The sequence below is a fragment of the Flavonifractor sp. An100 genome (genome assembly GCF_002161175.1).
Classification (GTDB): domain Bacteria; phylum Bacillota; class Clostridia; order Oscillospirales; family Oscillospiraceae; genus Lawsonibacter.
On sequence record NZ_NFMA01000007.1, the window covers coordinates 1 to 24,965 of the forward strand.

Sequence of the window (24,965 nt, forward strand, 5' to 3'; positions counted from 1 at the left end):
AGGAGGGGGAGTTTATCTCCCGTTTGGAGTACAGCGGGGCTCCCACTCAGATCACCGCGCACATTTTCGGAAATAGGGGCGAGTGGAGCACCACCTGGTCTCCCTCCGGGGCCCTTTTTCCTCTCCATTGTTTCAGTTCCTGGGGACCACCTTTTCCTCCAGCCAGGCAAGCAGGTCCTCCATTACCTCCTGACGGTTCACCTCGTTGAGCATCTCGTGGCGTCCCTCGGGATAGAGCTTCATGGTCACGTCCCGACAGCCGGCCTGACGGAACAGCTTCACCACTCGCTCCACCCCCTTGCCCATGCTCCCCACCGGGTCGTGGTCGCCAGAGAAGAAGTAGACGGGGGTGTCCCGGTCCATTCGTCTCAGATTGTCGAGCTTCCCAATGAACTGAATGCCCCCCAGCATATCCCGGAACATGGACACTGTGGGGTGGAAGGAGCACAGGGGGTCCTTTCCTGCCGCCTGCACCATCTCCCGGTCCCGGCCCAGCCAGCTTCCAGTGTGGGGATCTCCCCGGAAAAAGCGGTTGTAGCCCCCAAGAGAGAGATTGTATACCAGATCACTGACGTACTCCGGTCCCCGAAGGGCACACAGCAGCTCCGCCAGGGCTTTGCCTCCGGCCACCAGGGGTGCCTTCTCCTGTCCGGTGCCAGACAGCACCACCCCATCCAGAGTGCCGGGGTATTGGATCAGGTAGGTCCGGGTGAGGAAGGAACCCATGGAATGGCCCAGCATCACATAGGGCACTCCGGGGTGTCTCTCCCCCTCCAGCTCCCGCAGGCGGTGGATGTCCCGCACCAGGAGGTTCCAGCCGCCCTTGGGGGCAAAGTAGCCATATTTCCCGTCGTCCACCGTCCGGCCGTGGCCCAGATGGTCCTCGCCGCACACCACAAACCCGTGCTGGAGCAAGAAGTCCGCCACATGGCTATACCGGCCGATATGCTCGGCCACCCCGTGGACAATCTGCACCACCCCCCGGATCTCTCCCTGGGGCAGCCACTCCACGGCGTGGATGGTGTGGATACCGTCTTCAGACGGATAGTTCAGCTCTCTAGCCTGGCCCATGGTCGTTCCTCCCTTGCCAGATGAATTTTCCCCATCGCTATTCTTATGCCCAGTTTACCCTTGTGTCATCCTCCGGTCAAGAGGGCCATTACATTCGCTCCAGCACACTGCGAATGGCACGGGTGTGGAGGGCGGCGTCCTGGGCTAGCTCCTGACAAAGCTCCCGGAGGGTCTCCTCCTCCAGGGCCTCCGCGGCGGTCCGGCAGGCCTTCTGCCACCCCTCCTCCCACAAATACTGCTCCCGCAGCACCCGGTCCAAAGGTCCGCTCTTTCCTCCCTGGCCCCGCCCTGTGGGCAGAGTGCAGTGCTCCCCTGTCTCCAGAAAATAGGCCGCCGACAGTCTACGCAAGGCGGTGCGGTGATCGGCGGTCATCTGGGCCAGCATCCGGTATCTTCCCCCTGTGCGCCGGACCAGCTGCCCTCCTGCTGCCGCCCCCTCCCAGGCCAGTGCCAACAGCTTCTTGAGGATTTGTTGGGTCTGTGTCCCGTCCCCGTTCTCCTGCTCCTGGCTAGACTGCTCCTGGGGGGACTGCTGAGGCCCCCCCTGCTTTTCACCCTGTGCCTTTTTCTCCCCGGATACCCCCTCTTGGGACGGTGCCACCTGAATGGGGCTGTCCGTCCGCCCCTCCATGACCCGCTCCCACACCCGGCGAAATACCTCCGGGTCCAGCTGTTCCATGCTCCAATCCGGCTGTTCCTGCATAATTGTTCCCCCTTTTCCTGGATTTCAGTTCCCTTCATTCTATGCGCTTTGGGGAAAAATGTCCCAAACCCTTGCCTTTGTCCCCCGGTTATGCTAAAATTCTCAGGTATTTTTGAAAAAAGGAGCAACTGATCATGGCCCCCGAAGATCATAACGAATATATCATCCGTACCATCAACACCCCCCATCAATTCGCCTACGAGAGCGGCATCCGGGTTCTGGAAGTGGAGCCGAGCTATGCCAAAGGCGTGTTGGAAGTAGGTCCTAACAGCATCAATCCCCACGGCAACGTCCACGGCGGCGCTCTTGCCACGCTGGCCGATACGGTAGGCGGCTGCTGTGCCTGCTCAGAAGGCGGCTCCTGTGTCACCGCCAACTGCTCCATGGAATTTTTGCGTCCGGCCAGCGGTGCGCGGATTTATTGTGAAGCCACCCCCAAGAAGCTGGGACGTACTCTGTCGGTCATCCAGGTGGTGATGACCAACGAGGAGCAGAAAGTGGTCGCCACTGCCACCTATACGTTTTTTATGTTTCAAACCGAAGGAAACCCCTCTTTTCCCCCAAAACGGCCTTGACAAGGCCATTCGTGCGTGATAAGATACATGCACTTCCAAGTGAATATTGGATAGAGGCGCGGTGTACATGCGTACCGATGGACAAGGCCAGGCAGCCGTCCGTCGGGAGAGGGTCTACCGCCGAAGGTTCCCCGGCCTGCCTGGGTCTGGGTTCCTGGGTCGTAGGAGAATATCCTGCGGACTGTCACAACTTTGTGGAGCGCTATCCTGAACTTCCCCCCATATCCGTGGGGGAGGAGTATCTGGTCTGCCATGGGCGCTTCGCGTTCATGGCTTTTTTGCGCGCTGCCGGGGATCTGCTTCCCCAAAGAATGTATGGAGGGAAATGTTATGAGAGCAAATCGATCCTGGCCGGCGCGGCTCATCCTGATTTTGATGATGCTGCTGGCCCTGTCCGTCCCCGCCTTTGCCGCCGGTGCCGACCCCACCGAGGAGACGGGTACCAAGATGATCACCTGCCCGGACTGCGGCGGAGTTGGGGCCTGCATGGAGTGCTACGGTCTTGATCCGGAGTGCGCCGTCTGCGGTGGAGCCAACGTCTGCGCCACCTGTGAGGGAACGGGCTATGTCCCCTCTCCCAGCCACTTTTTCAACACCCCCTTGTCCCTGCTGCCCCCTGTCATCGCCATTGCCCTGGCCCTGATCACTAAGGAGGTTTACTCCTCCCTGTTTATCGGTATCGTGGTGGGTGGCCTGCTCTACTCCAACTTCTCCTTTGAGGGCACCCTGCTTCACGTGTTCAACGACGGCATTGTCTCGGTGCTGTCCGACAGCTACAACGTGGGCATTCTCATCTTCCTGGTAGTGCTGGGTACCCTGGTGTCCCTGATGAACAAGGCCGGCGCCTCCGCTGCCTTTGGCCGTTGGGCCCAGACCAACATCAAGACCCGGGCGGGAGCCCAGCTGGCCTCCATTGTGCTGGGCTGCCTCATTTTCATCGACGACTACTTCAACTGCCTGACGGTAGGCTCGGTGATGCGGCCCATTACCGATCAGCACCAGGTCTCCCGGGCCAAGCTGGCCTACATCATCGATGCCACCGCCGCCCCGGTGTGCATCATCGCCCCCATCTCCTCCTGGGCCGCCGCTGTGGCCAGCTTCGCCGAGGAGGGCCAGGGCCTGAACCTGTTCATCCGGGCCATCCCCTACAACTTCTATGCCCTGTTCACCATCGTGATGATGTTTGGGCTGGTCCTGATGAAGGTGGACTTCGGCCCCATGGCCAAGTTTGAACGCAACGCTGTGGAAAAGGGCGATCTCTTCTCCGGCTCCAACCCCTACGCCATGCTGGACGAGGAGATCGACGAGAGCAAGGGCAAGGTCATCGACCTGGTGCTGCCCATCCTGGTGCTGGTGGTGTGCTGCGTCATCGGCATGATCTACTCCGGCGGCTTCTTCTCCGGGGAAAATTTCGTCACCGCCTTCTCCAACTCCGACGCCTCGGTGGGCCTGATGCTGGGCTCCGCCTTCGGCCTGGTCTTTGCCCTGATCTACTACACCGCCCGCCGCTCCATGGCCTTTAAGGACATGATGGCCAGCATCCCCGACGGCTTCAAGGCCATGGTCCCCGCCATTCTCATCCTCACCTTTGCCTGGAGCCTGAAGGCCATGACCGACTCCCTGGGCGCCAAGTACTTTGTACGGGACTTCGTCCGCAGCGCCGAGCACCTGCAAATGTTCCTGCCCGTCATCGTCTTTGTCATCGGCTGCCTGCTGGCCTTCGCCACCGGCACCTCCTGGGGCACCTTCGGTATTCTGATCCCCATTGTGCAAAACGTATTCTCCATGGATGACCCTCTGGCCATCATCTGCATCTCCGCCTGCATGGCCGGCGCGGTGTGCGGCGACCACTGCTCCCCCATCTCCGACACCACCATTATGGCCTCTGCGGGCGCCCAGTGCGACCATGTCAACCATGTCTCCACCCAGCTGCCCTACGCCATCTCCTGTGCGGCCATCGCTGGATGTGCCTACCTATTAGCCGGCATTCTGGCCAGCCAGGGCCTGCCCGGCATTATTGCCCTGCCGGTGGGCATTGTGGCTTTGCTGGGCTTCCTGGTGGTCATGAAGAACCACCAGACCACCTGATTTTTTCTCTTCGTCCCCGGTACCGGCCCTTTTCAGGGCCGGTACCTGTTTTTCTCTTTCCCGTTGACTTCCCTGCCCAGCCTCGTCATAATAAAATTACCCACCCCGATTTGGAAGGATGATTGCATCATGGAATTTTACGGCACCATAGGTCATGCCTGCAGCAGCCGGGATATGCTGGTCTCCCTGTTCCAGGCCGGTATGACCGGTGTGCGGCTGAACCTGTCCCACACCAATTTGCAGGCCTGCACTCCTCTACTCCAGGAAGTTCTCCACCCCGCCGCCCGCCAAGGAGGTGTGTCGGATCCCCACCTGATCATTGACCTCCAGGGGCCGGAGCTGCGAATTGGCCAGCTGCCCGGCACCATCTCCCTGGAGGAGGGAGAGGATATTTTGCTGGGAGACGGCGGCGTTCCCGTCCCTGCTGCCGTGGTGTCTGCCTCCAAGCCGGGGCAAAAAATCGCCATCGACGACAGTGCCCTTCTGTTACAGGTGCGCAAAAACAGCCCTTCGGTGCTGTTATGCCGGGTGATTCGGGGGGGCATTCTCCGCAGCCGGAAGAGTCTGGCTCTGCTGGGCTGTTCTCTGGACACCCCCGCCCTCACCCCGGAGGACCTGGAAAATCTGGATCTGGCCGGCGAGCTTGGAGTTACCCATATTTTGCAGCCCTTTGTCCGGGGCAAGGAGGATGTGGACACTCTGCGTCAGGCCCTGAACCAGCGGGGGCTGGACCACGTTCAGATCATGGCGAAGATCGAAAACCGCGCCGGGGTGGAGCACCTGGACGAGATCATGGCCGCCGCGGACCAGATCTGCATTGCCCGGGGGGATCTGGGCAACTCCATGCCTCTGTCTCACCTGCCCCGGGTCCAGAAGGACATCTCCCGCCGGTGCCGCAAGGCGGGGGTCCCCTTCTGCCTGGTCACCCAGCTGCTGTGGTCCATGGAGCAGCGCCCCGTGCCGACCCGGGCAGAGGTGAGTGATATTTATAATGGTGTACTGGACGGGGCCTCCTCTCTCATGCTCACGGGGGAGACCGCCGTGGGCAAATATCCCGTCCAGGCCATGGAGTACCTGGTGAACACCGCCCGCCAGGCCATGGAGGACGGGGCAGAGGAGTGACCGCTGCTGCCTCTGTCCGCCTCTGTATGGGCACTCCCGTCCTCCGGTCCGGCCCTTCCCTGCCGCCGGCCGGATGGGAGGGTTTTTCTTGTCCCCCAGGGGGAAGACTGGTATACTAAAGGAAAGAACGCCGCCCGGAGGGCGGACAACGGGAGGACACCCAGATGAACAAACTCATGGTCCTGGACGGCAACTCTCTGGTCAACCGCGCCTTTTACGGCGTCAGCCAGAACTTGACCACCCGCTCCGGCCAGCCTACCAACGCTATTTTTGGTTTTCTGAACATTTTAAATAAACTCCTGGAGGAGGAGAACCCCCAGGCTCTGTGCGTCACTTTTGACCGGAAGGCCCCCACCTTCCGCCACCTGGCCTACGAGGGCTACAAGGCCACCCGAAAGGGGATGCCCGACGAGCTGGCCAGCCAGATGCCTTTATTAAAGGATGTCCTCTCGGCCATGAACATCCCCATGTACGAGCTGGACGGCTGGGAGGCCGACGACCTCATCGGCACCATCGCCCGGCTGGACACCCAGGAGGGCTGGAACACGGTGGTGGTTACCGGAGACAAGGACTCCCTCCAACTGGTCACCGATGCCACCACCGTCAAGCTGGTGTCCACCCGCATGGGTCGCACCACCACTAAGGATATGACCCCCGAGGCCTTCCGGGAGGAGTACGGCTTCGACCCCATCCACATCATCGACCTAAAAGCCCTCATGGGGGACGCCAGTGACAACATCCCCGGTGTGAAGGGGGTGGGGGAAAAGACGGCCATGGCCCTGGTGGGCCGGTACGGCTCCATCGACAATTTATATGCCGCCATGCCGGACATTGAGATGGCCCCCGGCACCCCCGCCAAGCCAGGAGTGGTCAAGAAGCTCACGGAGGGGGAGGACCAGGCCCGGATGTCCTACGACCTGGCCACCATCCATACCGACGCCCCCATCTCCTTCCACCCCCAGGACAACCTGCGCCGGGAGGTGGACAATGCCCGACTCTACCAGCTGTTTTTGGACCTGGAATTTGCCAAGCTCATCGACCGCTACCACCTCACCGCCCCCCAGGGGGAGGGCGCACCCCAGGAGCAGGCGGCGGAGGACACCTGCACCAGCGAGGTGGTGGAGTCCACCCAGCGGCTGGAGGAGCTGCTGGCACTGTGGCGGGAGCAGCCCTGTGTGGCGGTTCTTCCCCTCCCCTCGCTGGACGTGGTGTGTGTAGAATACACCCCGAAGAAGGGCCACAGCCACGCCGCCCTCCTGATGTCCAGCCAGTTGGAGGATTATTCCCATGCTTTGGAATCCCTCTTTGCGCCCGATATCCCCAAGGTGGTCCACGGCTCCAAGGAGCTGTGCCGCGCCCTGCTCTCTGAGGGTATTGACCCGGCGGGCATTCTCTTTGACACCGAGGTGGCCGCCTACCTGCTGGCCCCCACCGACGGCAGCTATGACCTGGAAAAGCTGGGCCTGACCTACTATAACCAGGAGTTCCCCAAGGCCGCCGCCTACCTCACCGACGGGGCCTTCGGCCCTCTGGCCGACCCCGCCGCTCCCACCGCCGCCCTGGTCTCCCACACCGGCCTCATCGGCCGTCTCTACGCCACCCTGTCCCAGCGCCTGGAGGAGCTGGGAATGGATAAGCTCTACCGCGAGGTGGAGCTCCCCCTGTGCCCGGTGCTGGCGGAGATGGAACAGGCGGGCTTCCGCATTGACCGGGGGGCCCTGGCCGCCTTTGGGGAGATGCTCTCCGGGCGCATTGACCGCTGCCAGGGCGAGATCTACCGCCTGGCGGGGGAGGAGTTCAACATCAACTCCACCCAACAGCTGGGCCGCATCCTCTTTGACCAGCTGGGCCTGCCCCCGGTGAAGAAGACCAAAACGGGCTACTCCACCAACGCCGACGTGCTGGACAAGCTCCGGGGCCGCCATCCCATCATTGAGGAAATTTTGGAGTACCGCCAGCTGACCAAGCTGAAATCCACCTACGTGGACGGCCTGGACAAGGTCATCCCCCCCGACGGCCGCATCCACACCTCCTTCCAGAACACCGTCACCGCCACCGGACGGCTGAGCTCCACCGAGCCCAACCTGCAAAACATTCCGGTGCGTACCGAGCTGGGGGCGGAGCTGCGGAAGATGTTTGTGGCCGAGGAGGGCAATGTGCTGGTGGATGCCGACTACTCCCAGATTGAGCTTCGGCTGCTCTCCTGCATGGCGGGGGACCAGGCCATGATCGACGGCTTCAACTCCGGGGCAGACATCCACACCATTACCGCTTCCCAGGTCTTCGGGGTGCCCCAGGAGGAGGTCACCCCCCTCATGCGCCGCAGCGCCAAGGCGGTGAACTTTGGCATCGTATACGGCATCTCCCCCTTCTCCCTGTCCCAGGACATTGGGGTCACCGTGGCCCAGGCCAAGGAGTATATGGACAAATATTTTGCCCACTACGCTGGGGTCCGCTCCTATATGGACGCCGTGGTGGAGCAGGCCAAAAAGGATGGCTACGTCTCCACCCTCTTCTCCCGCCGCCGCTGGGTGCCCGAGCTGAAATCTTCCAACTTCAATACCCGCTCCTTCGGGGAGCGGGTGGCCCTCAACGCCCCCATTCAGGGCACCGCCGCCGACATCATCAAGCTGGCCATGATCCGGGTGCGAAACCGCCTGAAGGCCGAGGGACTCCGGGGCAGGCTGGTCCTCCAGGTCCACGACGAGCTCATCGTGGAGTGCCCCCGGGAGGAGTCGGAGCTGGTGCAGCGGCTGGTGAAGGAGGAGATGGAGGGCACGGTTTCCCTCCCGGTGGCTCTGGTGGCGGACACCTCCGCCGGGCAGAGCTGGGCGGACGCCCACTGATCCCCTCCCCTTTGTTTCGTTCCTACCCACCTGTGGAGAATCGTGAAAAGGAGGCTGTCCCATGTCCGTTGTGAAGACCCTGCTGCGCCGGGCGGACCACTGCGTCCGCCAATCCACCTGGAAGGACCTGGCCCTTATCAAGCTGTGTCTGGCAGCCTTGGGCATGCTGCTGGGGCTGGCCGTCTCTCCCCGGAAGAAAAAGCCCGCCACCCTGGCGGCGGGACTGGTCTTTGTCCCCACCTACCTGCTCCTTCTGGCCCGCTACCTCCCCCTCCTCCTCTGGGCGGGGACGGAGGAGCCGGAGGACTGACATCCCGATTCCCTCTCTGGCCCCGGACCGTGGTCCGGGGCCCTTCTTTTTGCCGTCTGTCCTTCCCAGGCGACCACCTGTCTCCCTGTCCTTGCCCTCACCCACTCCCCATGGTAAGCTCAGGATGTACAAATCTGTCCCCGCTGGAAGGAACCCCCCCTGGTTTTTCAGGGCAAGGTACCCGCCATCTGGTGGAGACTCACCACCGATTAAAATATACCTGAGAGGAGGCCGCTCCATGTCCATCCCCATCACCGCCGCCCGGATGTGGCTCACCCGGGGAACCTCCCCCTTCCGCTTCACCCCCCACTACGACCAGCCCCTTCCCCTGGAGGGTGCCCGGCCCCTGGGACTCTACGTCCACATTCCCTTCTGCCGCACCCTGTGCCCCTTCTGCCCCTACTGCAAGGTGGTCTTTGAGGAGGAGCTGGCCCAGGCCTACCTGAACGGCCTTTTAAACGAAATCCACCTGGTGGGCAGCCAGTGGGCGGGGCGGCGGGAGGTGACCAGCCTCTACTTTGGGGGCGGCTCCCCCGCCCTTTTGGCCTCCCGTCTGGGGGAGGTGATCGCCGCCTTGGAGGAGCACTTCATCATCACCGACGGCATCGGGGTGGAGTTCCACCCACGGGACGTCACCCCGGACACCCTGTCCCTCCTCCAAGGGGCCGGAGTGACCCGCATCTGCATCGGCGTACAGTCCTTCCAGCCCCTGTCCCTCCAGAGCCTTTGCCGGGAGCGGCCCGACCCCCAGATTTTGGGTCAGACTTTGGCCGCTGTTCCCTTCCACACCGTGTCCGCCGACTTCATCTTTGCCCTACCGGGGCAAACCTTTGACCACCTGCGCCGGGACATTCTCCTGGCCGAGGAGATGGGGGCCAACCACCTGGCTTTCTACCCCTTCATTGACTTCTCCTTCACCCCCGGCCCCAGCCAAGCCCTGTCCAACGGGGAGAAACGGGCCCTTCTGGACCAGCTCACCGCCTTTCTTCGGGAGCGGGGCTATGTGCGGGACTCCATCTGGACCTTTGCCCGGCAGCCGGGCAAGGGCTACTCCTCCATGACCCGCACCCACTTTTTAGGCTTCGGCTGCTCCGCCACTACCCTCCTCCAGGGGCAGTTTAAGGTGAACACCTTCTCCATTTCCGCCTATTTGGAGCGCCTTTCCCAAGGAAAACTGCCTACCGCCCTCACTTGCCGCTTTACACCCAGGCAGCGGATGGTGTATGATTTGTTTTGGCGGGCCTACACCACCCGTATCTCCCCTTCGGAGTTTGAATCCTGCTTCGGCCGCTCCCTGGACGGGGCCTACGGCCTGGAGCTGCGCCTGGCTCAGGCCATGGGCTGGCTGCGCCGGGAGGGGGAGGACTGGGTGCTCACCGACCAGGGAGCCTTCCGCTTCCATGTCTTTGAGGGGTACTATACCCTATCCTACATCGACCGGATGTGGGGCCTTATGGGCCGGGAGGCCTTTCCCGCCGGAATGGACCTTTAGGAGTTGTTTTTATGTATTACGAGATCGTCCCCATGGACCGCAGCCATATCCCCCAGATCCTGACCCTGGAGCAGGCCTGCTTCTCCACCCCTTGGACGGCGACCATGCTCACCGACGCCCTCTTTGACCCCCAGGCCAGCTTCATTGTGGCTGAGGACGAGGAGGGAAACGTGCTGGGCTACGCCGGACTCCATGTGGTGGTGGATGAGGGGTATATCGACAACATCGCCGTGGAGCCCGACGCCCGGCGTCACGGGGTGGCCTCCGCCCTGCTGGATGTGTACTGCCGGTTTGGAGGGGCCAATCTGGCCTTTCTCACCTTGGAGGTCCGCTCCTCCAACGCCCCGGCCATCGCCCTGTATGAGAAGCATGGCTTCCAGCGGGCCGGCCTTCGGCCGGGCTACTACCAGCATCCCCGGGAGGATGCGGTGATCATGACCCGGGAGTTTGCCCGGGCGGAGGAGTGAGGGCTCCCGTTCTCTTTGAAATCCACAAGGCAGGTGTTACCATATGAATATTCTGGCCATTGAATCCTCCTGCGACGAGACCGCCGCCGCCGTGGTGCGGGACGGCCGGCAGGTGCTGTCCAACTGCGTCTCCTCCCAGATCGAGATGCACACCATCTACGGAGGGGTGGTGCCGGAGATCGCTTCCCGGAAGCATGTGGAGGCGGTGTCCGGCCTGGCCCAGCAGGCGGTGGAGCATGCGGGTCTCACCACCGCCGACCTGGACGCCCTGGCGGTGACCTATGCCCCCGGCCTCATCGGCGCGGTGCTGGTGGGGGTAAACTTTGCCAAGGGGGCGGCCATGGCCCTGGACCTCCCCCTCATCCCCGTCCACCACGTGCGGGGCCACATTGCCGCCAACTACATCACCCACCCCGACCTGGAGCCCCCCTTTGTGTGCCTGTGCGTCTCCGGGGGAACCACCGCCATTGTGGATGTTCAGGACTACACCCACATGGCCGTTCTGGGGGGCACCCGGGACGACGCGGCGGGGGAGTGCTTTGACAAGGTAGCCCGGGTGCTGGGCATTGGCTACCCCGGAGGCGGCCCTATGGACCGGCTGGCCGACGGCGGGGACGATAGCAAGTACGAGCTGCCCCGGGCCCATGTCAGCGGCCACGAGCTGGACATGTCCTTCTCCGGACTGAAAACTGCCAGCCTGAACCTCATTCACAACGCCCAACAGAAGGGGGAGGCGCTGGACCTGCCCTCCTTTGCCGCCAGCTTTGGCCGCGCGGTGAGCGAGTCCCTGGTGCCCCGGACCATCCACGCCGCCCGGATGCTGGGCTACGGCAAGGTGGCGGTGGCGGGGGGCGTGGCCGCCAACCGGCGCATCCGCTCCGACCTGGAGGCAGCCTGCCGCTCCGAGGGGTTCCGGCTGTACCTGCCCGAACTGCGCTACTGCGGGGACAACGGGGCCATGATCGGCTGCCAGGGCTACTATGAATTTCTGGCCGGCCACACCGCCGGGGCCGATTTGAACGCCTATGCCACCCGGGACATTGCCTTGGGATAAACCTATCTACCCTCCCTGTTTTTGCATTATGTCTCCTGGATTTTTCTTCCCTTTTACATGTATTTTATTTTCCAGGGGGCAAGGGTTCCCAAAATCCCCTACACATCCAAGTTTTCCACACTTCCTGTGGAAAACTTGGTGGAAAATGTGTATAACTTTTGGAAGGTACTGTTTCTGAACGCAATTATGTTAATCACCCCCTCCTTTTTTCCTCTTTGAGGCGACTGGATTTTCCGTAAAATTCTCTTGACAAACGTCTCCGGGAGTGGTAAGATTCTTCGGTACAACAAAGCAGGTACGGTTCCCCGTCCTCACCCCAGGCCAGAGCCAACGGGTCAACATGGAGATGCAGCCGCCGGAATACCGGCGTTGTTTTGCCGTGATACGGGAGCCTTGCCGGCTACCCGTATTTTTTATTTATGTCTGGAGGTGCTTTCCCATCGCTAACACAGGTCATCAAACCAACGAGGAAATCCGGGACAAGGAGGTCCGCCTGATCTCCGACTCCGGCGAACAGCTTGGCATCATGTCCTCCCAGCAGGCGTTGCAGCTGGCTGAGGAGCAGGGATTGGATCTGGTGAAAATCTCCCCCAATGCCGTCCCCCCCGTGTGCAAGCTCATGGACTACGGCAAGTATCGGTTCGAACAGACCAAGCGCGAGAAGGAAGCCCGCAAGAATCAGCGCGTGGTGGAGATCAAAGAGGTCCGGATGTCCCCCAGCATTGACGTCAACGACTTTAACGTCAAGCTGCGCAACGCGCAAAAGTTTTTGTCGGATGGCAACCGCTGCAAGGTCACGGTCCGGTTCCGTGGGCGCGAGATGGCCCACACCAACATCGGCCAGGATCTGCTGCTGAAGTTTGCCGAGGAGTGCGGCGAGGTCGCCGTGATGGACAAGAGCCCCAAGCTGGAAGGCCGGCACATGTCCATCTTCCTCTCCCCCAAGCCCGCGAAGGACGCGAAAAAGTAAGTAAAGGAGTTTATCTGTTATGCCGAAGATCAAGATCAAGACTCACAGCGGCGCCAAGAAGCGTTTTTCTCTCACCAAGACCGGTAAGGTCAAGCGCGCCATGACCAAGAAGCGTCACCTGCTCAACGGCCACGGCAAGACCACCAAGCTCAAGCGGGCTCTGCGCGGCACCACCTATGCCGACAAGACCAATGAGGCCGCCATCAAGCGCATGATCCTGTACAAGTAAGATAGAGGGAGGAACGAACAATGGCACGTGTGAAAGGCGCGATGATGACGCGCAAGAGAAGAAATAAGATCCTCAAGCTGGCCAAGGGCTACTGGGGTTCCAAGTCCAAGCACTACAAGATGGCCAACCAGGCCGTCATGAAGTCCGGCGTTTACGCCTATACCGGCCGCAAGCTGAAGAAGCGCGACTTCCGTCAGCTGTGGATCACCCGGATCAATGCCGCCTGCAAGCTCAACGGTATGAACTACTCCACCTTCATGAACGGTCTGAAGAAGTCCGGCATCGTCATCAACCGCAAGATGCTCTCCGAGCTGGCTGTCAACGACAAGGCTGCCTTCACTCAGCTCACCGAGACCGCCAAGAAGGCTCTGGCCTAAGTTTTTCCATCATTCAGGATAAAAAGCGCCCGTCCCCCGCGTATGCGGAGGACGGGCGTTTTCTTGTTCTCGTTTTAGCCAAGTGTGGTCTCCCGCCGTCCCTCCATCTGCTCCACCAGAGCGTCCAGACGGGTGGCAAACTGGGCCCGGACAAAGGCAGCCGCCTCCCCCTGGTCCCCGGAAAAGGCCGCCACAGGCACCCCCAGCGCCTGACCCAGACGGCGCTCCACCTCCTGGAGGGAGCCGCACCAGGGGCGGCAGGAGCGGTTATAGTGGACCAGCACCCCGTCCACCCCGTACCGGCGGCACACCGCCAGGCGCTGCTCCAGCCCCGTCTCCAGGGACACCCCGTTGATGGTGGAGCAGTAGGCCTGGATGAGGCCGTCCAGATTTTCGTAGCGAAAGCTCAGGGACTGGCTGATGGTGTCGGCCACCACCTGGATGCCCCGCTCCTCCAGCATGGGCAGCACCTCCCCCAGCACCGGCCAGCAGGGGGTGCCCTCCCAGTAGACCCGGAACCGGGCCCGCTCCAGAGGGAGAGGGGCACGCTGCTCCAGGCGCCGGGCCAGGGCCAACAGCTGTTCCTCCGTCTCCCGGCGGCAGCGCCCGGTGACCATCTGGGGCATGTAGTCAAAGACCTCCATGCTCCCCAGTGGGGCGGGACGGCGCCGGGCGGTGTCCAGCACCTGCTGCCAGGCATCTGCGCACCGGTTGGCTTGGCGGCACACCTGGTCGAAGGTATCCTCCTCCCAGCGCCGCCCGGTGAGCTCCTCCAGCCCCCGGATGGCCGCCCTCAGCTGTCCCCCCACGTAGGCGGTCACCTCCTCCCCGCCCTCCTGGGCGTAGGGGAAGTCTACCAGAAAGAGGGGGATATCCAGGGTCCGTGCCATAGCCTCATACCACTGCACCATCCCGGAGCAGATGTTGCTACAGCACAGCAGGGCGTCCGGCCTGGGCAACCCTCCTGACCGGGAGCTGTGGGCCATGGCCATCCCCATGCGCACATAGGAGCACAGGTCTCTGGCGTAGCCCAGCCCCTCCGCCGCCCAGCACAGCTCCTCCCCCTGGCCCCGGCCAGCGGCAGCCGCAGCCCCGCTCTCCGGGCAGTATACCGTCAGCCCCAGGGTCGCCGGGATCTCCAGGGGGAATTTGGTGGACATCCATACCACCCAGTCCCGCTCTGCCATCTTGCCTTCAGCTCCGGTTGGCCACCCGGCTCAGCTCCGCCATGGCCCCGTTCTTCTTGAGGATATACACCAGCACACAGGCGATGGCCGACCCGGTGACCGCCACCGTCATAAAGGGAACAAAGTAGGTAAATGGGCCGCAGGCCTTGCCCAGGAAGTAGTTGGCAATGGGGTAGGCCATGAGGACGGCCAGCACCCCGGTGCCCACCATCTCACCCAGGCATGCGGTCCAGATCTTGCCGAAGCGCTGGTAGAGAAGGCCCGCCAGCAGGGCTCCGCACAGGCTACCCGGGAAGGCCATAATGGTGCCAGTGCCCATCAAATTCCGGATGAGGCTGACGCAGAAGGCCATGCCAAGGGAGTACCAGGGGCCCAGAAACACGCCGGCGATCACATTGATGACGCTCTGAGTGGGGCAGCAGCGGGTAAAGCCCACCGGGATGGACAGCGAGCCGCCCAGCACCCCTACGGCGGTGAGAATCCCCGCCAGAGCCAGCCGTTTTACTTGATTGTGGTCTATTTTCATAAAAAACACCTCTCCAAAAGCATCCATGGGGGAACACCGCAAAAAAGCACAGCGATCTCCCCTCATCGGTCCGGCACCCATACCGTGGTCCGGACAGACAAACCAGGGTCTGGGGGAACTCCCCCAGTTCGGTCGAGGCTTACTGGCCTCCTCTCACGCCGGAACACGGCTTCCCATCGCTGCTTATTCTGGCACAGAGCCCAGGGCGCTCCCCCTCGGCCTGCTCCCGGCTCAACGTCCGGGCTGCCTGCGGTGTCCCTCACATCCTTTCGAAGAAGTGTGGTCAATGAAAAAAACGGGGCTGCCCCCATGGGCAGCCCCGTAGTACACACAGCTTTCTAACTACCTACGGTGGCATTACCCACATCAGGTTGGAGGGTCGAAGCGCGTTAGCTTCCTCTCAGCCCGCTCCCTGCGTGCTCCCCTGTTTTTCGCTGTTATCATACGCCTTTCCCGGCCCGTTGTCAATCCCCTTCGGGGAGAGCCTTGCTCTCCTCCAGGATATCCATAAACTCCTTGCCGGTGATGGTCTCGTGGTCGTAGAGGTATTGAGCCAGCTGGTGGAGCTTGGCCTCGTTAACCTTCAGAATGGACAGGGCCTTCTGTCGCTGCTCCTCCACCAGCTCCATCACCTTCTGGTCCACCTTGCTCTGGGTCTCGGGGGAGCAGGCTAGAGAGGCGTCGCCCCCCAGATACTGGTTGGACACGGTCTCCAGGGCCACCATACCGAACTCCTGGCTCATACCAAACCGGGACACCATGGACCGGGCCAGCTTGGTGGCCTGTTCAATGTCGTTGGAGGCGCCGGTGGTAATGGAGTGGAAGATGAGCTCCTCGGCAGCCCGGCCGCCGGTGTAGGTGCAGATCTTGTTGAGCAGTTCCTCCTTGGACATGAGGAAGTGGTCCCCGTCGTCCACCTGGAGGGTGTAACCCAGAGCGCCAGAGGTGCGGGGGATAATGGTGATCTTCTGCACAGGGGCGGAGTGGCTCTGCATGGCCGCCACCAGGGCGTGGCCGATCTCGTGGTAGGCCACAATCTTCTTCTCTTGGTCGGAGAGGACCCGGCTCTTCTTTTGGTAGCCGGCGATGACCACCTCTACGCTCTCCTGCAAATCCTCCTGGGTGGCAAACTGCCGGCCGGAGCGTACCGCCCGCAGGGCGGCCTCGTTGACGATGTTGGCCAGCTCTGCGCCCGAGGCACCGGCGGCGGTCTTGGCGATGGGCTCAAAGTCCACATCCTCTGCCAGACGGATCTTCCGGGCGTGGACCTTTAAAATGTCAATGCGGCCCTGGAGATCGGGCAGCTCCACGGGGATGCGCCGGTCAAAACGGCCGGGGCGGAGCAGGGCGGGGTCCAGCGACTCGGGGCGGTTGGTGGCGGCCAGCACCACCACACCCTTAGAGCCGTCGAAGCCGTCCATCTCAGTGAGCAGTTGGTTCAGGGTCTGCTCCCGCTCGTCGTTGCCCATCATCTGGCCGTCCCGTTTTTTGCCGATGGTGTCGATCTCGTCAATGAACACAATGCAGGGGGCCTTTTCGTTGGCCTGCTTGAACAGGTCCCGGACCTTGGCCGCCCCCCGGCCCACGAACATCTCCACAAACTCGCTGCCCGCGATGGAGAAGAAGGGGACGTTGGCCTCTCCGGCCACCGCCTTGGCCAACAGCGTCTTGCCGGTGCCCGGAGGGCCCACCAGCAGGGCACCCTTGGGCAGCTTGGCTCCGATCTGGCGATACTTTTCTGGGTCGTGGAGGAAATCCACGATCTCCCGCAGCAGATCCTTGGCCTCCTCCTCGCCGGCCACATCGGAGAAGCGGATACCGGTGGAGGAGGGAACGTAGACCTTGGCTCCCGAGCCGCCTCCCATGCCGAACATCATGCCGTCGCTGCCGCCCATAGCCTTCTGCATCCGCTTGCGGATGAAGTAGCCGATGAGGAGGAAGGGCACCAGAGGCAGCACCCACCCCACCAGGATGGAGGTGAGCAGTCCGGGCTGAGTGTCAATGCGGTTGATGTCGCCGCCGTGGTCGTAGACCCGTTGGACCATATCGCTGTCGCTTTCAATGGCCACCGTCTTGTAGATGTTCTCCTTGGCCTTGTCGGTAAAGGTAATCTCTTCCCCTTCGATCTGAACCAGACCGATGTTGTCGTCATAGGTCATGGCCATAAAGGTGGAGTAGCTCACCTCCTGCACCGGCTTTTCCAATACGGCGGGAAAAAATGTCATGTTCAGTACCATTAAAAGGAGCATGCCAATGAGATAGTAGAATATCAGCGGTCGCTTGGAGGGCTTTTTTACTTCTTGCATCTCGTCTCATCCTTTTCTTCTAAAACTGAGGCAGCGGCCTCAGATTTGTTAAGGGGTTAATCATTATTCCAATCATATCGGCAAGGGGGAAAAAAGTCTACGAGAGTATATGAATAAATTGTAGCCATTTTGTGAACGCCTCAACCCCAGCATTGACAGCCCTACCTCCGGGCGGATAAAATGGGGCAAAAGGCTCAGGGGGCGAAGGCCGACCGGGCTGGGGGAGTGAAGGAAATGAAGCGATGGATTCTGGCAGCTATAATCTTGGGTGTGGCGCTGTGCACCTCCTGTGGACTGATCGGCAAGCCTGCGGACGTGTCCAGCACGGGCACCCGCCCTCCTACGGCTGGGGAGCTACTTACCCCACCGGATGAAAGCTCCTCCTCCAGTTCTGCTGAGGAGGAGGTCCCCCCTCCCGATGTGGAGGTGAGCGCCCGGTGGCGGGGGGAGTACCGCTATGACGCCCAGGTGCTGGGCCAGAGTCTGGCTCAGCTGGCACAGAACAACGACATGACCGTCCTGGGCCGCTGGCCGGATGGGCGGGAGTATGTGGGGACCGAGGACACCTGTCTGCTCTTCTCCGGTCCCGCCCCTCAGAGCGGGTCGGTGTGCGCGGCGGTGGCCCTGGACCTGCATCAGGAGACCACAGTGACCCAGTTGCAGGAGGAGTGGGGGGAGAGCCTGGTGTTCTCGGAAACCGACCTGGTGGCCGGTCCCTGCTGGAAGGTGACCGACGGGGAGATGACCTACCGCTTCCGCACCGACGCCACGGGGATGTCCTTGACTGCGGCGGGCTCGGGCGGCAATCTGGTGCTGTCCCGGGACGACCTGGTGCCCCAGCGGCCCAGTGCCGACTGGCTCATCCCGGCCCGGACCTGGAGCAGCTACTGGGTGGAGCAGCCCGGCTCCCAGTGGGACAGCCTTCTCACCTATGCCCAGGCTCTCTCCACCGGCAACACCCCCTCGGGAGCCACGGAACAGGCGGACGGGACCTATTTTGACCTCTTTTATGCCCTGCGTGGGGTGAAGGACCCCAGCACCGGGGTACAGTACCTGTCCTCGGGCGTGGAGGGGGACCCCTGGGACAGCGTGGTGGTCCCTGCCTCCCTGGTATTGGGCACCTCTCTGCCCATGGACGCGGACCAGGTGCTGCAAACCCTGGACACTCCCTACTACTGGGGATCCTTCAATCTGGTGGGCTACTGGTTCTATCTGGACCAGTACGCCGTCTGCCTCACCTCCGATCTCCAGGGCCAGGTGGGGCCGGAGAACTACTTCTACATCCGCTGGGGCGATAACGCGGGGTAATAATTTCCCTGTATTTTCGCTAGAAATCCGTCCCAGCCCTTGTAAACCCTTCCAAAAGGCAGTATAATAAAAGGAGCTCGGTTTTCCGGGCTCCTTTGTCACATCAGAAATACTTCAAGATATGGAGAGGATATATCCTATGGAACGCACCACCATCGCCGCCATTTTTGCCGACCAGCAGACCCTGGGCGGCCAGACCGTCACCGTCTGCGGCTGGGCCCGGACCATCCGGGACATGAAGACCTTCGGCTTTATCGAGCTCAACGACGGCTCCTGCTTTAAAAACCTCCAGGTGGTCATGGACGCAAACGTCCTGTCCAACTACAAGGAGATCGCCGGCCAGAACGTGGGGGCCGCCCTCATCGTCACCGGCCAGGTGATCCTCACTCCCGAGGCCAAACAGCCCCTGGAGGTAAAGGCCGCCACCATCGCCGTGGAGGGTCCTTCCGCCCCCGACTACCCCCTGCAAAAGAAGCGCCACAGCGTGGAGTTTTTGCGCACCATCCAGCACCTGCGCCCCCGCACCAACCTCTTCTCCGCCGCCTTCCGGGTGCGTTCCGTGGCCGCCCACGCCATCCACTGCTTCTTCCAGGACCGGGGCTTTGTCTACGTCCACACCCCCATCATCACCGCCTCCGACTGTGAGGGCGCCGGCGAGATGTTCCAGGTGACCACTCTGGACCTACAGAACGTGCCCAAGAACGAAGACGGCTCTGTGGACTACACCCAGGACTTCTTCGGCAAGCGGGCCAACCTCACCGTGTCCGGCCAGCTCAACTGTGAGAACTTCGCCATGGCCTTCGGCAACGTGTACACCTTCGGCCCCACCTTCCGGGCTGAAAACTCCAACACCGCCCGCCATGCCGCCGAGTTCTGGATGATCGAGCCTGAAATGGCCTTTGCCGACCTCACCGACTACATGGACGTGGCTGAGGACATGATCAAGTATATCATCAAGTTCGTCATGGAGCGCTGCCCCGACGAGATGAACTTCTTCAACTCCTTCGTGGACAAGGGCCTGAAGGAGCGGCTGGAGCATGTGGCCAACTCTGAGTTTGGCCGGGTGAGCTACACCGAGGCGGTGGAGATCCTCAAAAAGCACAACGACCAGTTTGACTACAAGGTGGAGTGGGGCTGTGACCTGCAAACTGAGCACGAGCGTTACCTCACCGAGCAGGTCTACAAGCGTCCTGTCTTCGTCACCGACTACCCCAAGGAGATCAAGGCCTTCTACATGCGCCTCAACGACGACGGCAAGACGGTGGCTGCCGCCGACTGCCTGGTCCCCGGCATCGGGGAGATCATCGGCGGGTCCCAGCGTGAGGAGCGCATCGACGTGCTGGAGGGCCGCATCAAGGAGCTGGGCATGAACCCCGACGACTACTGGTGGTACTGCGACCTGCGGCGCTATGGCTCCTGCCGCCACGCCGGCTACGGTCTGGGCTTTGAGCGTATGGTGATGTACCTCACCGGTATCAGCAACATCCGTGATGTGGAGCTCCACCCCAGAACGGTGGGCAACGCGGAGTTTTAAATTTAATTATGGAATGGCCCCCGGCGGAGAATCCGCCGGGGGCCATTTTCTCACCAATCGTGGCGCGCTGTGTCCATTCCGTTGGCATAAAAAGCAGCTACAATCCGCTCAATTTTTTGATAACATTCCCTGTCATTTAAGGCGGGGTCATTTAAAATCCCTTTGATCTTTTCTAATACACGCAGCGCATCCTGTTCTGCCTCATTTCTGGTTGCTTCCCAGGATTCATCCTTCAAATACTCTAACACCTTCCAGCCAATGGCCCGCGCATACAGTTCATCACGCACCGAATACTCCATCCGAACCCTCCTTATGGCCGTTATACCCGATATATCGGGAATATTCAAGATATCTTTCTCAAAATATAATGGAAATTGCAAGGAGGTGCTTCTTGTGATTTCCTATGCCCCGCTGTGGGAGACCATGCGGCGGAAACAGATAACGACTTATACTCTCATCAAGGATTATCATTTCAGTCGGGGAACCTTAGATTCTCTCAAGCAGGGTCGGAACATCTCAACGGCCACTTTGGATGACCTGTGTCGGATTTTGGACTGTCGTGTAGAGGATATCTTGGTTTATCTCCCAAAAGAACCATAACAAGGGCGGACGCCAAATGGCGTCCGCCCTTTTCTTTAAGGAATTTGGAACAGGTAGCTCACCTGGCTCCAGGTCTCTTCCACCAGGTGCCAGCTTGCCCTCACCTCATATACCTTCCCGTCCCCATTCTCCGGCACCAACAGGTCGTAGCCGGACAGGCTGTCCACCTGCACTGGCTCCTCCTGGGTTTCCTGGGAGGGAGACCAGACCCACACCGACAGCTCATCGGGCGGGACGGCAAACCGCAGCTCAAGCCCTTCCCCCGGCTGGACCGGAAGAACAGGCAGATCGGACCTCGCCAGAGGATGGGCGGCGTCGGCAATGGTACCCTCCATCTCCTCCCCGCCCAGCCATACAAACCAGGAGTAGGAGCCCAGACGGGCAGTCACCTCTTTGCCTCCGGGGATGGCTACCGTGAGGGCGGGGGGCTCATTCAGCTTGGGGTCGCCCACCGGCTCTCCCTCTCCCACCACCAAAAAGCCCCGGGCGGCGTTTCCTGTAGCGGGCGGGACCGTGTTCCATGTCTCGCTCACCTCATAGATCCCCCGAAAATCCTCCGGCAGGGGGATGGTCAGTTCACGCTTTCCTCCCCCCTCATAGAGGGACACCGGCTCCCCTCCGCTGTCCGGGGTGCAGGACACCCTCACATGGCCGGGAGCCACGGGGTAGGACAGGGTAAGGGTCTCCACTCCCGCCCGGACATACACCACCGGCTGACGGGAGCGGACATAGGGGGCGGTGGGGACGTCGCCGTCGGCGTTGAAGGTGGCGGTGGGGCTGGTCCAATGGACGCTCCAACAGCCCACAGAGGTCCCCTCTCTCCCTGCGGATACGGTGAGGGCAGGCGGACCGTCCAGGGCGTACCGAGGCCCGGTCCACCACCACGCCGCCCCCAGCAGCACCAGGGCGGCCAGTGCCAGGAGCACCACTCGTTTCTTCATGGAAGCGCCCTCCTTTCTCTCTTTCCCTCTAAGACGGAAAACGAGGGCAGCGGTTGCGCCGGCGAAAGAACTTATTTCACCCGGTTGACCAGGGGTTCCCCCGCCAGGTAGCGGCGCAGGTTATCCTGGGCCATGCGGATGCAGGTCTTACGGGTGATCTCCAGACGCATCCCGCCGGCCACGTGGGGGGTGATCAGCAGGTTGGGGATGTCCCACAGAGGGCTGTCCTCGGGCAGGGGCTCGGTCTCCACCACGTCCAGGGCGGCTCCCCACAGCTTGCCTCCCTCCATGGCCCGGACCAGGGCCTCCTGGTCCAGCACGGTGCCCCGGCCATCGCTGAGCAGGATGGCGTCGTCCTTCATCAACGCGATGCGTTCCTCATTCATCAGGTGGACCGTCTGGGGGGAGTGGGGCAGCACCAGAGCCACCACATCGGCCTGGGGCAGCAGGGTATCCAGCTCCTCCATGGGAAAGACCTGGTCAAAGCCCTCCACGTCTCCCGTTACCTTCCGCTTCACTCCCATGGTCTTAGCGCCCAGGCTTCGGCATCGGGCGGCAAAGTCGGAGCCGATGTGGCCGGCCCCCACTACCAACACCGTACTGCCAAATACCGCCTTCATGGCCCCCTCATCCTTCCACAGGTGGGCGCGCTGGTTATCCCGGTAGGTGGGCAGGCGGCGGCACAGGGCCAGAAGACTGGCCAGCATATGCTCGGCCACACTCAGGCTGTTGGAGCCGCTGGAGGAGGTAAACAGCGCCCCCTGGGGCAAAATTCCATCCCCCATGTACTCATCGGTCCCCGCCCACATGGTCTGAAACCACTTCAGATTTTTGGCCGTGGCCAAGTCCCGGGGCCGGGGCCAGCCGAAGATAATTGTGGCAGCGGCCAGCTGTTCGGGAGTAACCGTGCGCCGCCCGGCATAGACGTGGGTGGCCTGGGGAGCGATGGCTTCAAATTCCTGTTTTTCCTCCTCGTTCACCGGGAGCATGTTCAGAATGTAGTCGGACATGGGGCGTTCCCTCACTTTCGTTTGAATTGTCTCCATTATACTTCCCTCTCCGCCTGCTGGCAAGGCTCTGTCCTTCGCCTTTACTCGCCCCCAGATTTATGCTAAAATATTGGTTTAGATCGGTCAGACGAGGAGGTGCTCCCATGTCCATTTCTCTGGATACCCCGGTCATCCAGCTCCCCGGCGTGGGGGAGGCCCGGTCCAAAAAGCTGGAGAAGCTGGGCCTGACCCGCTGCGGCGATCTGCTGGCCTACTACCCCCGGGACTATGAGGACCGGCGGCAGATGTACACCATCCGCCAGGCTCCTCTGGAGGGGCGGGTGTGCATCCGGGCCATGGCCGCCGAGCACCCCCGCAAAGCCCGCATCCGAAAGGGACTGGAACTAGTGCAGCTGAAGGTGGTGGACCACACCGGCGCCCTCCACCTCACCTTCTTTAACCAGGGGTATGTGGAAAAGGCCCTCCGGGCGGGGGAGGAGTACATCTTCTTCGGCACCGTGGAGGAGCAGGGCCGCCGCCGCTCCATGGTCAACCCCATCTTCGAGCGGGTAGGGAAGCAGGACTTCACCGTCTGCATCATGCCCATCTACCGCCTGACGGCGGGGATCAGCAACCACCTGCTGGCCTCCCTCACCCGCCAGTGTCTGCCCTGCGCCGCCCAGATGGCGGACAGCCTGCCCCCATCGGTGCGGCAGCGCTACCGCCTGGCCTCGTCGGAATTTGCCCTGCAAGCCATCCACTTTCCCCCCGACGAGGAGTCTTTGGATCTGGCCCGGCGGAGGCTGGCCTTTGAGGAGCTGTTCTATCTGTCGGCCGGCCTGACCTTTTTAAAGGGACGCCGGGAGACCTTAGGGGCGGGCTGCGCCATTCCCACACCACCCTGGGATGACTTTGCCGCCCTGCTCCCCTTCCAGCCCACCGACGCCCAGCGCCGGGTGATGAAGGAGGTGGCCTTTGATATGGCCTCGGGCCGACCCATGAACCGCCTGGTCCAGGGAGACGTGGGCTCCGGTAAAACCGCCGTGGCCGCCTACGCCGCCTTTCTTTCCGCCCGGGCGGGATATCAAACCGCCCTCATGGCCCCCACCGAGGTGTTGGCCGAGCAGCACTACCGCTCCCTGTCCGCCCTCCTCGCCCCTGCCGGGATACGGGTGGGCCTGCTCACCGGCGCCCTCACCCCCAAGGAGAAGCGGGGGCTCCATCAGGCCCTGGCGGAGGGGACCATCGACCTGGCCGTGGGGACCCAGGCTCTTCTATCCCAGGGCGTCTCCTTCCACCGTCTGGCCCTCATCGTGGCCGACGAGCAACACCGCTTCGGAGTGGCCCAGCGGGCCGCTCTGGCGGGGAAATCGGAGACCGGAGGCATGCCGCCCCCCCATGTGCTGGTCATGTCCGCCACTCCCATCCCCCGCACCCTGGCCCTCATCATCTACGGGGATTTGGACGTCTCCGTCATCGACCAGCTGCCCCCCGGCCGTACCCCGGTGGAGACCTACGTGGTCCGGGAGGACAAACGGCAGCGGATGTACAATTTCGTCCGCCGCCAGGTAGCGGAGGGGCGGCAGGTGTATATCGTCTGCCCCGCCGTGGAGGAGAACCCCGACGCCGCCCTGCCTGGGGAGGAATCCCCCGCTCTCAATCTGAAAGCGGTGAAGACCTACGCCCAACAGCTCCAGACCCAGGTGTTTCCGGAGCTGACCGTGGGCGTGCTCCACGGCAAGATGCGCCCCCGGGAAAAGGAGGCGGTGATGGCCGCCTTTGGCCGGGGAGACATCCAGGTGCTGGTATCCACCACGGTCATTGAGGTGGGGGTGGACGTGCCCAACGCCTCCCTGATGATCGTGGAAAATGCCGACCGCTTCGGTCTCAGCCAGCTCCATCAGCTCCGGGGCCGGGTGGGCCGGGGCAAGCACCAGTCCTACTGCGTCCTCATCACCGCCACCCGAAATGTGGAGGCCATGGGCCGGCTGCGCACCCTGGCCTCCACCACCGACGGCTTCCGGATCTCCGAGGAGGACTTGAAGCTGCGGGGCCCCGGCGACTTTTTCGGCAACCGCCAGCACGGCCTGCCCCAGATGAAGCTGGCCGACCTGACGGGGGACATGCGCCTGCTCCGGCAGGCCCAGCAGGCCGCCCGGGAGCTGCTAGAGGAGGACCCCACCCTGTCCCGCGTGGAAAACGCCCCCGTGCGGGAGCGGGTGCGGCGGCTATTTGCCGATACCCCGGATATTTTCAACTGAGCACCCTCA

Annotated in this window: 23 protein-coding genes and 2 riboswitches; of the genes, 15 read left to right on the forward strand and 8 right to left on the reverse strand. The window is 62.1% G+C overall.

The window, feature by feature from the left end:
* Window positions 1-132: 132 nt before the first annotated feature.
* Entirely contained in the window at window positions 133-1,071 is a 939-nt protein-coding gene (locus tag B5E43_RS05555) for an alpha/beta hydrolase (protein ID WP_087394452.1), read from the reverse strand.
* Window positions 1,072-1,159: 88 nt separating this feature from the next.
* Window positions 1,160-1,774, reverse strand: a complete 615-nt coding sequence (locus tag B5E43_RS05560; protein ID WP_087394454.1) for a hypothetical protein — start codon at window positions 1,772-1,774, stop codon at window positions 1,160-1,162.
* Window positions 1,775-1,908: 134 nt separating this feature from the next.
* On the opposite strand from B5E43_RS05560, the gene B5E43_RS05565 reads away from it, so the two are divergent.
* The 11 genes from B5E43_RS05565 (at window position 1,909) to rplT (ending at window position 13,304) form a co-directional block, all read left to right on the forward strand.
* Window positions 1,909-2,349: a PaaI family thioesterase gene (locus B5E43_RS05565; protein WP_087394456.1), complete on the forward strand. Its 441-nt coding sequence runs from the start codon at window positions 1,909-1,911 to the stop codon at window positions 2,347-2,349.
* Between the two features lie 43 nt (window positions 2,350-2,392).
* Window positions 2,393-2,562: riboswitch (Lysine riboswitch) on the forward strand.
* Between the two features lie 117 nt (window positions 2,563-2,679).
* Window positions 2,680-4,437, forward strand: coding sequence for a Na+/H+ antiporter NhaC family protein (locus B5E43_RS05570; RefSeq protein ID WP_087394458.1), 1,758 nt, complete (start codon window positions 2,680-2,682; stop codon window positions 4,435-4,437).
* 129 nt (window positions 4,438-4,566) lie between these two features.
* Window positions 4,567-5,559 carry a pyruvate kinase gene (locus B5E43_RS05575; RefSeq protein ID WP_087394460.1) on the forward strand — a complete coding sequence of 331 codons (993 nt, stop codon included), beginning with the start codon at window positions 4,567-4,569 and terminating at the stop codon, window positions 5,557-5,559.
* A gap of 164 nt (window positions 5,560-5,723) precedes the next feature.
* Window positions 5,724-8,405: a DNA polymerase I gene (gene polA, locus B5E43_RS05580; RefSeq protein ID WP_087394463.1), complete on the forward strand. Its 2,682-nt coding sequence runs from the start codon at window positions 5,724-5,726 to the stop codon at window positions 8,403-8,405.
* A 61-nt stretch (window positions 8,406-8,466) separates the two neighbouring features.
* The gene (locus tag B5E43_RS05585; protein ID WP_087394465.1) at window positions 8,467-8,715 is read left to right on the forward strand and encodes a hypothetical protein; all 249 of its coding nucleotides are present in this window, start codon (window positions 8,467-8,469) and stop codon (window positions 8,713-8,715) included.
* A gap of 238 nt (window positions 8,716-8,953) precedes the next feature.
* Window positions 8,954-10,207 (forward strand): radical SAM protein, encoded by a 1,254-nt coding sequence (locus tag B5E43_RS05590; RefSeq protein ID WP_087394466.1) that lies wholly within the window; start codon window positions 8,954-8,956, stop codon window positions 10,205-10,207.
* 11 nt (window positions 10,208-10,218) lie between these two features.
* Window positions 10,219-10,674: a ribosomal protein S18-alanine N-acetyltransferase gene (rimI, locus tag B5E43_RS05595; protein ID WP_087394468.1), complete on the forward strand. Its 456-nt coding sequence runs from the start codon at window positions 10,219-10,221 to the stop codon at window positions 10,672-10,674.
* Window positions 10,675-10,717: 43 nt separating this feature from the next.
* On the forward strand, window positions 10,718-11,728 hold the full coding sequence (tsaD, locus tag B5E43_RS05600; protein WP_087394470.1) for a tRNA (adenosine(37)-N6)-threonylcarbamoyltransferase complex transferase subunit TsaD: 1,011 nt from the start codon (window positions 10,718-10,720) through the stop codon (window positions 11,726-11,728).
* Between the two features lie 346 nt (window positions 11,729-12,074).
* The gene (infC, locus tag B5E43_RS05610; RefSeq protein WP_343214272.1) at window positions 12,075-12,698 is read left to right on the forward strand and encodes a translation initiation factor IF-3; all 624 of its coding nucleotides are present in this window, start codon (window positions 12,075-12,077) and stop codon (window positions 12,696-12,698) included.
* A 19-nt stretch (window positions 12,699-12,717) separates the two neighbouring features.
* On the forward strand, window positions 12,718-12,927 hold the full coding sequence (rpmI, locus tag B5E43_RS05615; RefSeq protein ID WP_050625289.1) for a 50S ribosomal protein L35: 210 nt from the start codon (window positions 12,718-12,720) through the stop codon (window positions 12,925-12,927).
* A gap of 20 nt (window positions 12,928-12,947) precedes the next feature.
* Window positions 12,948-13,304: a 50S ribosomal protein L20 gene (gene rplT, locus B5E43_RS05620; protein ID WP_087394474.1), complete on the forward strand. Its 357-nt coding sequence runs from the start codon at window positions 12,948-12,950 to the stop codon at window positions 13,302-13,304.
* Between the two features lie 74 nt (window positions 13,305-13,378).
* On the opposite strand, the gene B5E43_RS05625 is transcribed toward rplT, so the two are convergent.
* The 3 genes from B5E43_RS05625 to ftsH all read right to left on the reverse strand — a co-directional run bounded on the left by B5E43_RS05625 (window position 13,379) and on the right by ftsH (window position 17,323).
* Window positions 13,379-14,491, reverse strand: coding sequence for a 2-hydroxyacyl-CoA dehydratase family protein (locus B5E43_RS05625; protein ID WP_087394476.1), 1,113 nt, complete (start codon window positions 14,489-14,491; stop codon window positions 13,379-13,381).
* 7 nt (window positions 14,492-14,498) lie between these two features.
* On the reverse strand, window positions 14,499-15,017 hold the full coding sequence (thiW, locus tag B5E43_RS05630; RefSeq protein ID WP_087394633.1) for an energy coupling factor transporter S component ThiW: 519 nt from the start codon (window positions 15,015-15,017) through the stop codon (window positions 14,499-14,501).
* A 326-nt stretch (window positions 15,018-15,343) separates the two neighbouring features.
* A riboswitch (TPP riboswitch) is annotated at window positions 15,344-15,453 on the reverse strand.
* 28 nt (window positions 15,454-15,481) lie between these two features.
* Window positions 15,482-17,323, reverse strand: a complete 1,842-nt coding sequence (gene ftsH, locus B5E43_RS05635) for an ATP-dependent zinc metalloprotease FtsH (protein ID WP_087394478.1) — start codon at window positions 17,321-17,323, stop codon at window positions 15,482-15,484.
* A 234-nt stretch (window positions 17,324-17,557) separates the two neighbouring features.
* Here ftsH and B5E43_RS05640 point away from each other — a divergent pair, with 234 nt between their 5' ends.
* Both B5E43_RS05640 and asnS read left to right on the forward strand, forming a co-directional pair.
* Complete coding sequence (locus B5E43_RS05640; protein WP_143382955.1) at window positions 17,558-18,631, forward strand: hypothetical protein; 1,074 nt, start codon at window positions 17,558-17,560, stop codon at window positions 18,629-18,631.
* A gap of 139 nt (window positions 18,632-18,770) precedes the next feature.
* Window positions 18,771-20,165 carry an asparagine--tRNA ligase gene (asnS, locus tag B5E43_RS05645; protein ID WP_087394482.1) on the forward strand — a complete coding sequence of 465 codons (1,395 nt, stop codon included), beginning with the start codon at window positions 18,771-18,773 and terminating at the stop codon, window positions 20,163-20,165.
* 50 nt (window positions 20,166-20,215) lie between these two features.
* On the opposite strand, the gene B5E43_RS05650 is transcribed toward asnS, so the two are convergent.
* Window positions 20,216-20,464 carry a hypothetical protein gene (locus tag B5E43_RS05650; protein ID WP_087394483.1) on the reverse strand — a complete coding sequence of 83 codons (249 nt, stop codon included), beginning with the start codon at window positions 20,462-20,464 and terminating at the stop codon, window positions 20,216-20,218.
* A gap of 124 nt (window positions 20,465-20,588) precedes the next feature.
* On the opposite strand from B5E43_RS05650, the gene B5E43_RS05655 reads away from it, so the two are divergent.
* Entirely contained in the window at window positions 20,589-20,765 is a 177-nt protein-coding gene (locus B5E43_RS05655; protein WP_343214273.1) for a helix-turn-helix transcriptional regulator, read from the forward strand.
* Between the two features lie 35 nt (window positions 20,766-20,800).
* Here the strand turns inward: B5E43_RS05655 and B5E43_RS05660 are convergent, their stop codons facing one another.
* On the reverse strand, window positions 20,801-21,706 hold the full coding sequence (locus tag B5E43_RS05660; protein ID WP_087394486.1) for a hypothetical protein: 906 nt from the start codon (window positions 21,704-21,706) through the stop codon (window positions 20,801-20,803).
* A gap of 71 nt (window positions 21,707-21,777) precedes the next feature.
* The gene (locus B5E43_RS05665; RefSeq protein ID WP_087394488.1) at window positions 21,778-22,752 is read right to left on the reverse strand and encodes a D-2-hydroxyacid dehydrogenase; all 975 of its coding nucleotides are present in this window, start codon (window positions 22,750-22,752) and stop codon (window positions 21,778-21,780) included.
* A 107-nt stretch (window positions 22,753-22,859) separates the two neighbouring features.
* Between B5E43_RS05665 and recG the strand changes: the two genes are divergently transcribed.
* Window positions 22,860-24,956, forward strand: coding sequence for an ATP-dependent DNA helicase RecG (gene recG / locus B5E43_RS05670; RefSeq protein WP_087394490.1), 2,097 nt, complete (start codon window positions 22,860-22,862; stop codon window positions 24,954-24,956).
* Window positions 24,957-24,965: the final 9 nt, after the last annotated feature.

Excerpts from the sequence above, each read along its gene's own strand:
- B5E43_RS05665 (WP_087394488.1), bottom strand. The coding sequence starts at position 22,752 with ATGGAGACAATTCAAACGAAAGTGAGGGAACGCCCCATGTCCGACTAC.
- polA (WP_087394463.1), top strand. The coding sequence starts at position 5,724 with ATGAACAAACTCATGGTCCTGGACGGCAACTCTCTGGTCAACCGCGCC.
- thiW (WP_087394633.1), bottom strand. The coding sequence starts at position 15,017 with ATGAAAATAGACCACAATCAAGTAAAACGGCTGGCTCTGGCGGGGATT.
- B5E43_RS05650 (WP_087394483.1), bottom strand. The coding sequence starts at position 20,464 with ATGGAGTATTCGGTGCGTGATGAACTGTATGCGCGGGCCATTGGCTGG.
- rplT (WP_087394474.1), top strand. The coding sequence starts at position 12,948 with ATGGCACGTGTGAAAGGCGCGATGATGACGCGCAAGAGAAGAAATAAG.
- B5E43_RS05585 (WP_087394465.1), top strand. The coding sequence starts at position 8,467 with ATGTCCGTTGTGAAGACCCTGCTGCGCCGGGCGGACCACTGCGTCCGC.
- B5E43_RS05555 (WP_087394452.1), bottom strand. The coding sequence starts at position 1,071 with ATGGGCCAGGCTAGAGAGCTGAACTATCCGTCTGAAGACGGTATCCAC.
- B5E43_RS05625 (WP_087394476.1), bottom strand. The coding sequence starts at position 14,491 with ATGGCAGAGCGGGACTGGGTGGTATGGATGTCCACCAAATTCCCCCTG.
- B5E43_RS05560 (WP_087394454.1), bottom strand. The coding sequence starts at position 1,774 with ATGCAGGAACAGCCGGATTGGAGCATGGAACAGCTGGACCCGGAGGTA.
- B5E43_RS05660 (WP_087394486.1), bottom strand. The coding sequence starts at position 21,706 with ATGAAGAAACGAGTGGTGCTCCTGGCACTGGCCGCCCTGGTGCTGCTG.
- infC (WP_343214272.1), top strand. The coding sequence starts at position 12,075 with ATGCAGCCGCCGGAATACCGGCGTTGTTTTGCCGTGATACGGGAGCCT.
- rimI (WP_087394468.1), top strand. The coding sequence starts at position 10,219 with ATGTATTACGAGATCGTCCCCATGGACCGCAGCCATATCCCCCAGATC.
- B5E43_RS05590 (WP_087394466.1), top strand. The coding sequence starts at position 8,954 with ATGTCCATCCCCATCACCGCCGCCCGGATGTGGCTCACCCGGGGAACC.
- recG (WP_087394490.1), top strand. The coding sequence starts at position 22,860 with ATGTCCATTTCTCTGGATACCCCGGTCATCCAGCTCCCCGGCGTGGGG.
- B5E43_RS05640 (WP_143382955.1), top strand. The coding sequence starts at position 17,558 with ATGAAGCGATGGATTCTGGCAGCTATAATCTTGGGTGTGGCGCTGTGC.
- B5E43_RS05565 (WP_087394456.1), top strand. The coding sequence starts at position 1,909 with ATGGCCCCCGAAGATCATAACGAATATATCATCCGTACCATCAACACC.
- B5E43_RS05575 (WP_087394460.1), top strand. The coding sequence starts at position 4,567 with ATGGAATTTTACGGCACCATAGGTCATGCCTGCAGCAGCCGGGATATG.
- ftsH (WP_087394478.1), bottom strand. The coding sequence starts at position 17,323 with ATGCAAGAAGTAAAAAAGCCCTCCAAGCGACCGCTGATATTCTACTAT.
- asnS (WP_087394482.1), top strand. The coding sequence starts at position 18,771 with ATGGAACGCACCACCATCGCCGCCATTTTTGCCGACCAGCAGACCCTG.
- tsaD (WP_087394470.1), top strand. The coding sequence starts at position 10,718 with ATGAATATTCTGGCCATTGAATCCTCCTGCGACGAGACCGCCGCCGCC.
- B5E43_RS05655 (WP_343214273.1), top strand. The coding sequence starts at position 20,589 with ATGCGGCGGAAACAGATAACGACTTATACTCTCATCAAGGATTATCAT.
- rpmI (WP_050625289.1), top strand. The coding sequence starts at position 12,718 with ATGCCGAAGATCAAGATCAAGACTCACAGCGGCGCCAAGAAGCGTTTT.
- B5E43_RS05570 (WP_087394458.1), top strand. The coding sequence starts at position 2,680 with ATGAGAGCAAATCGATCCTGGCCGGCGCGGCTCATCCTGATTTTGATG.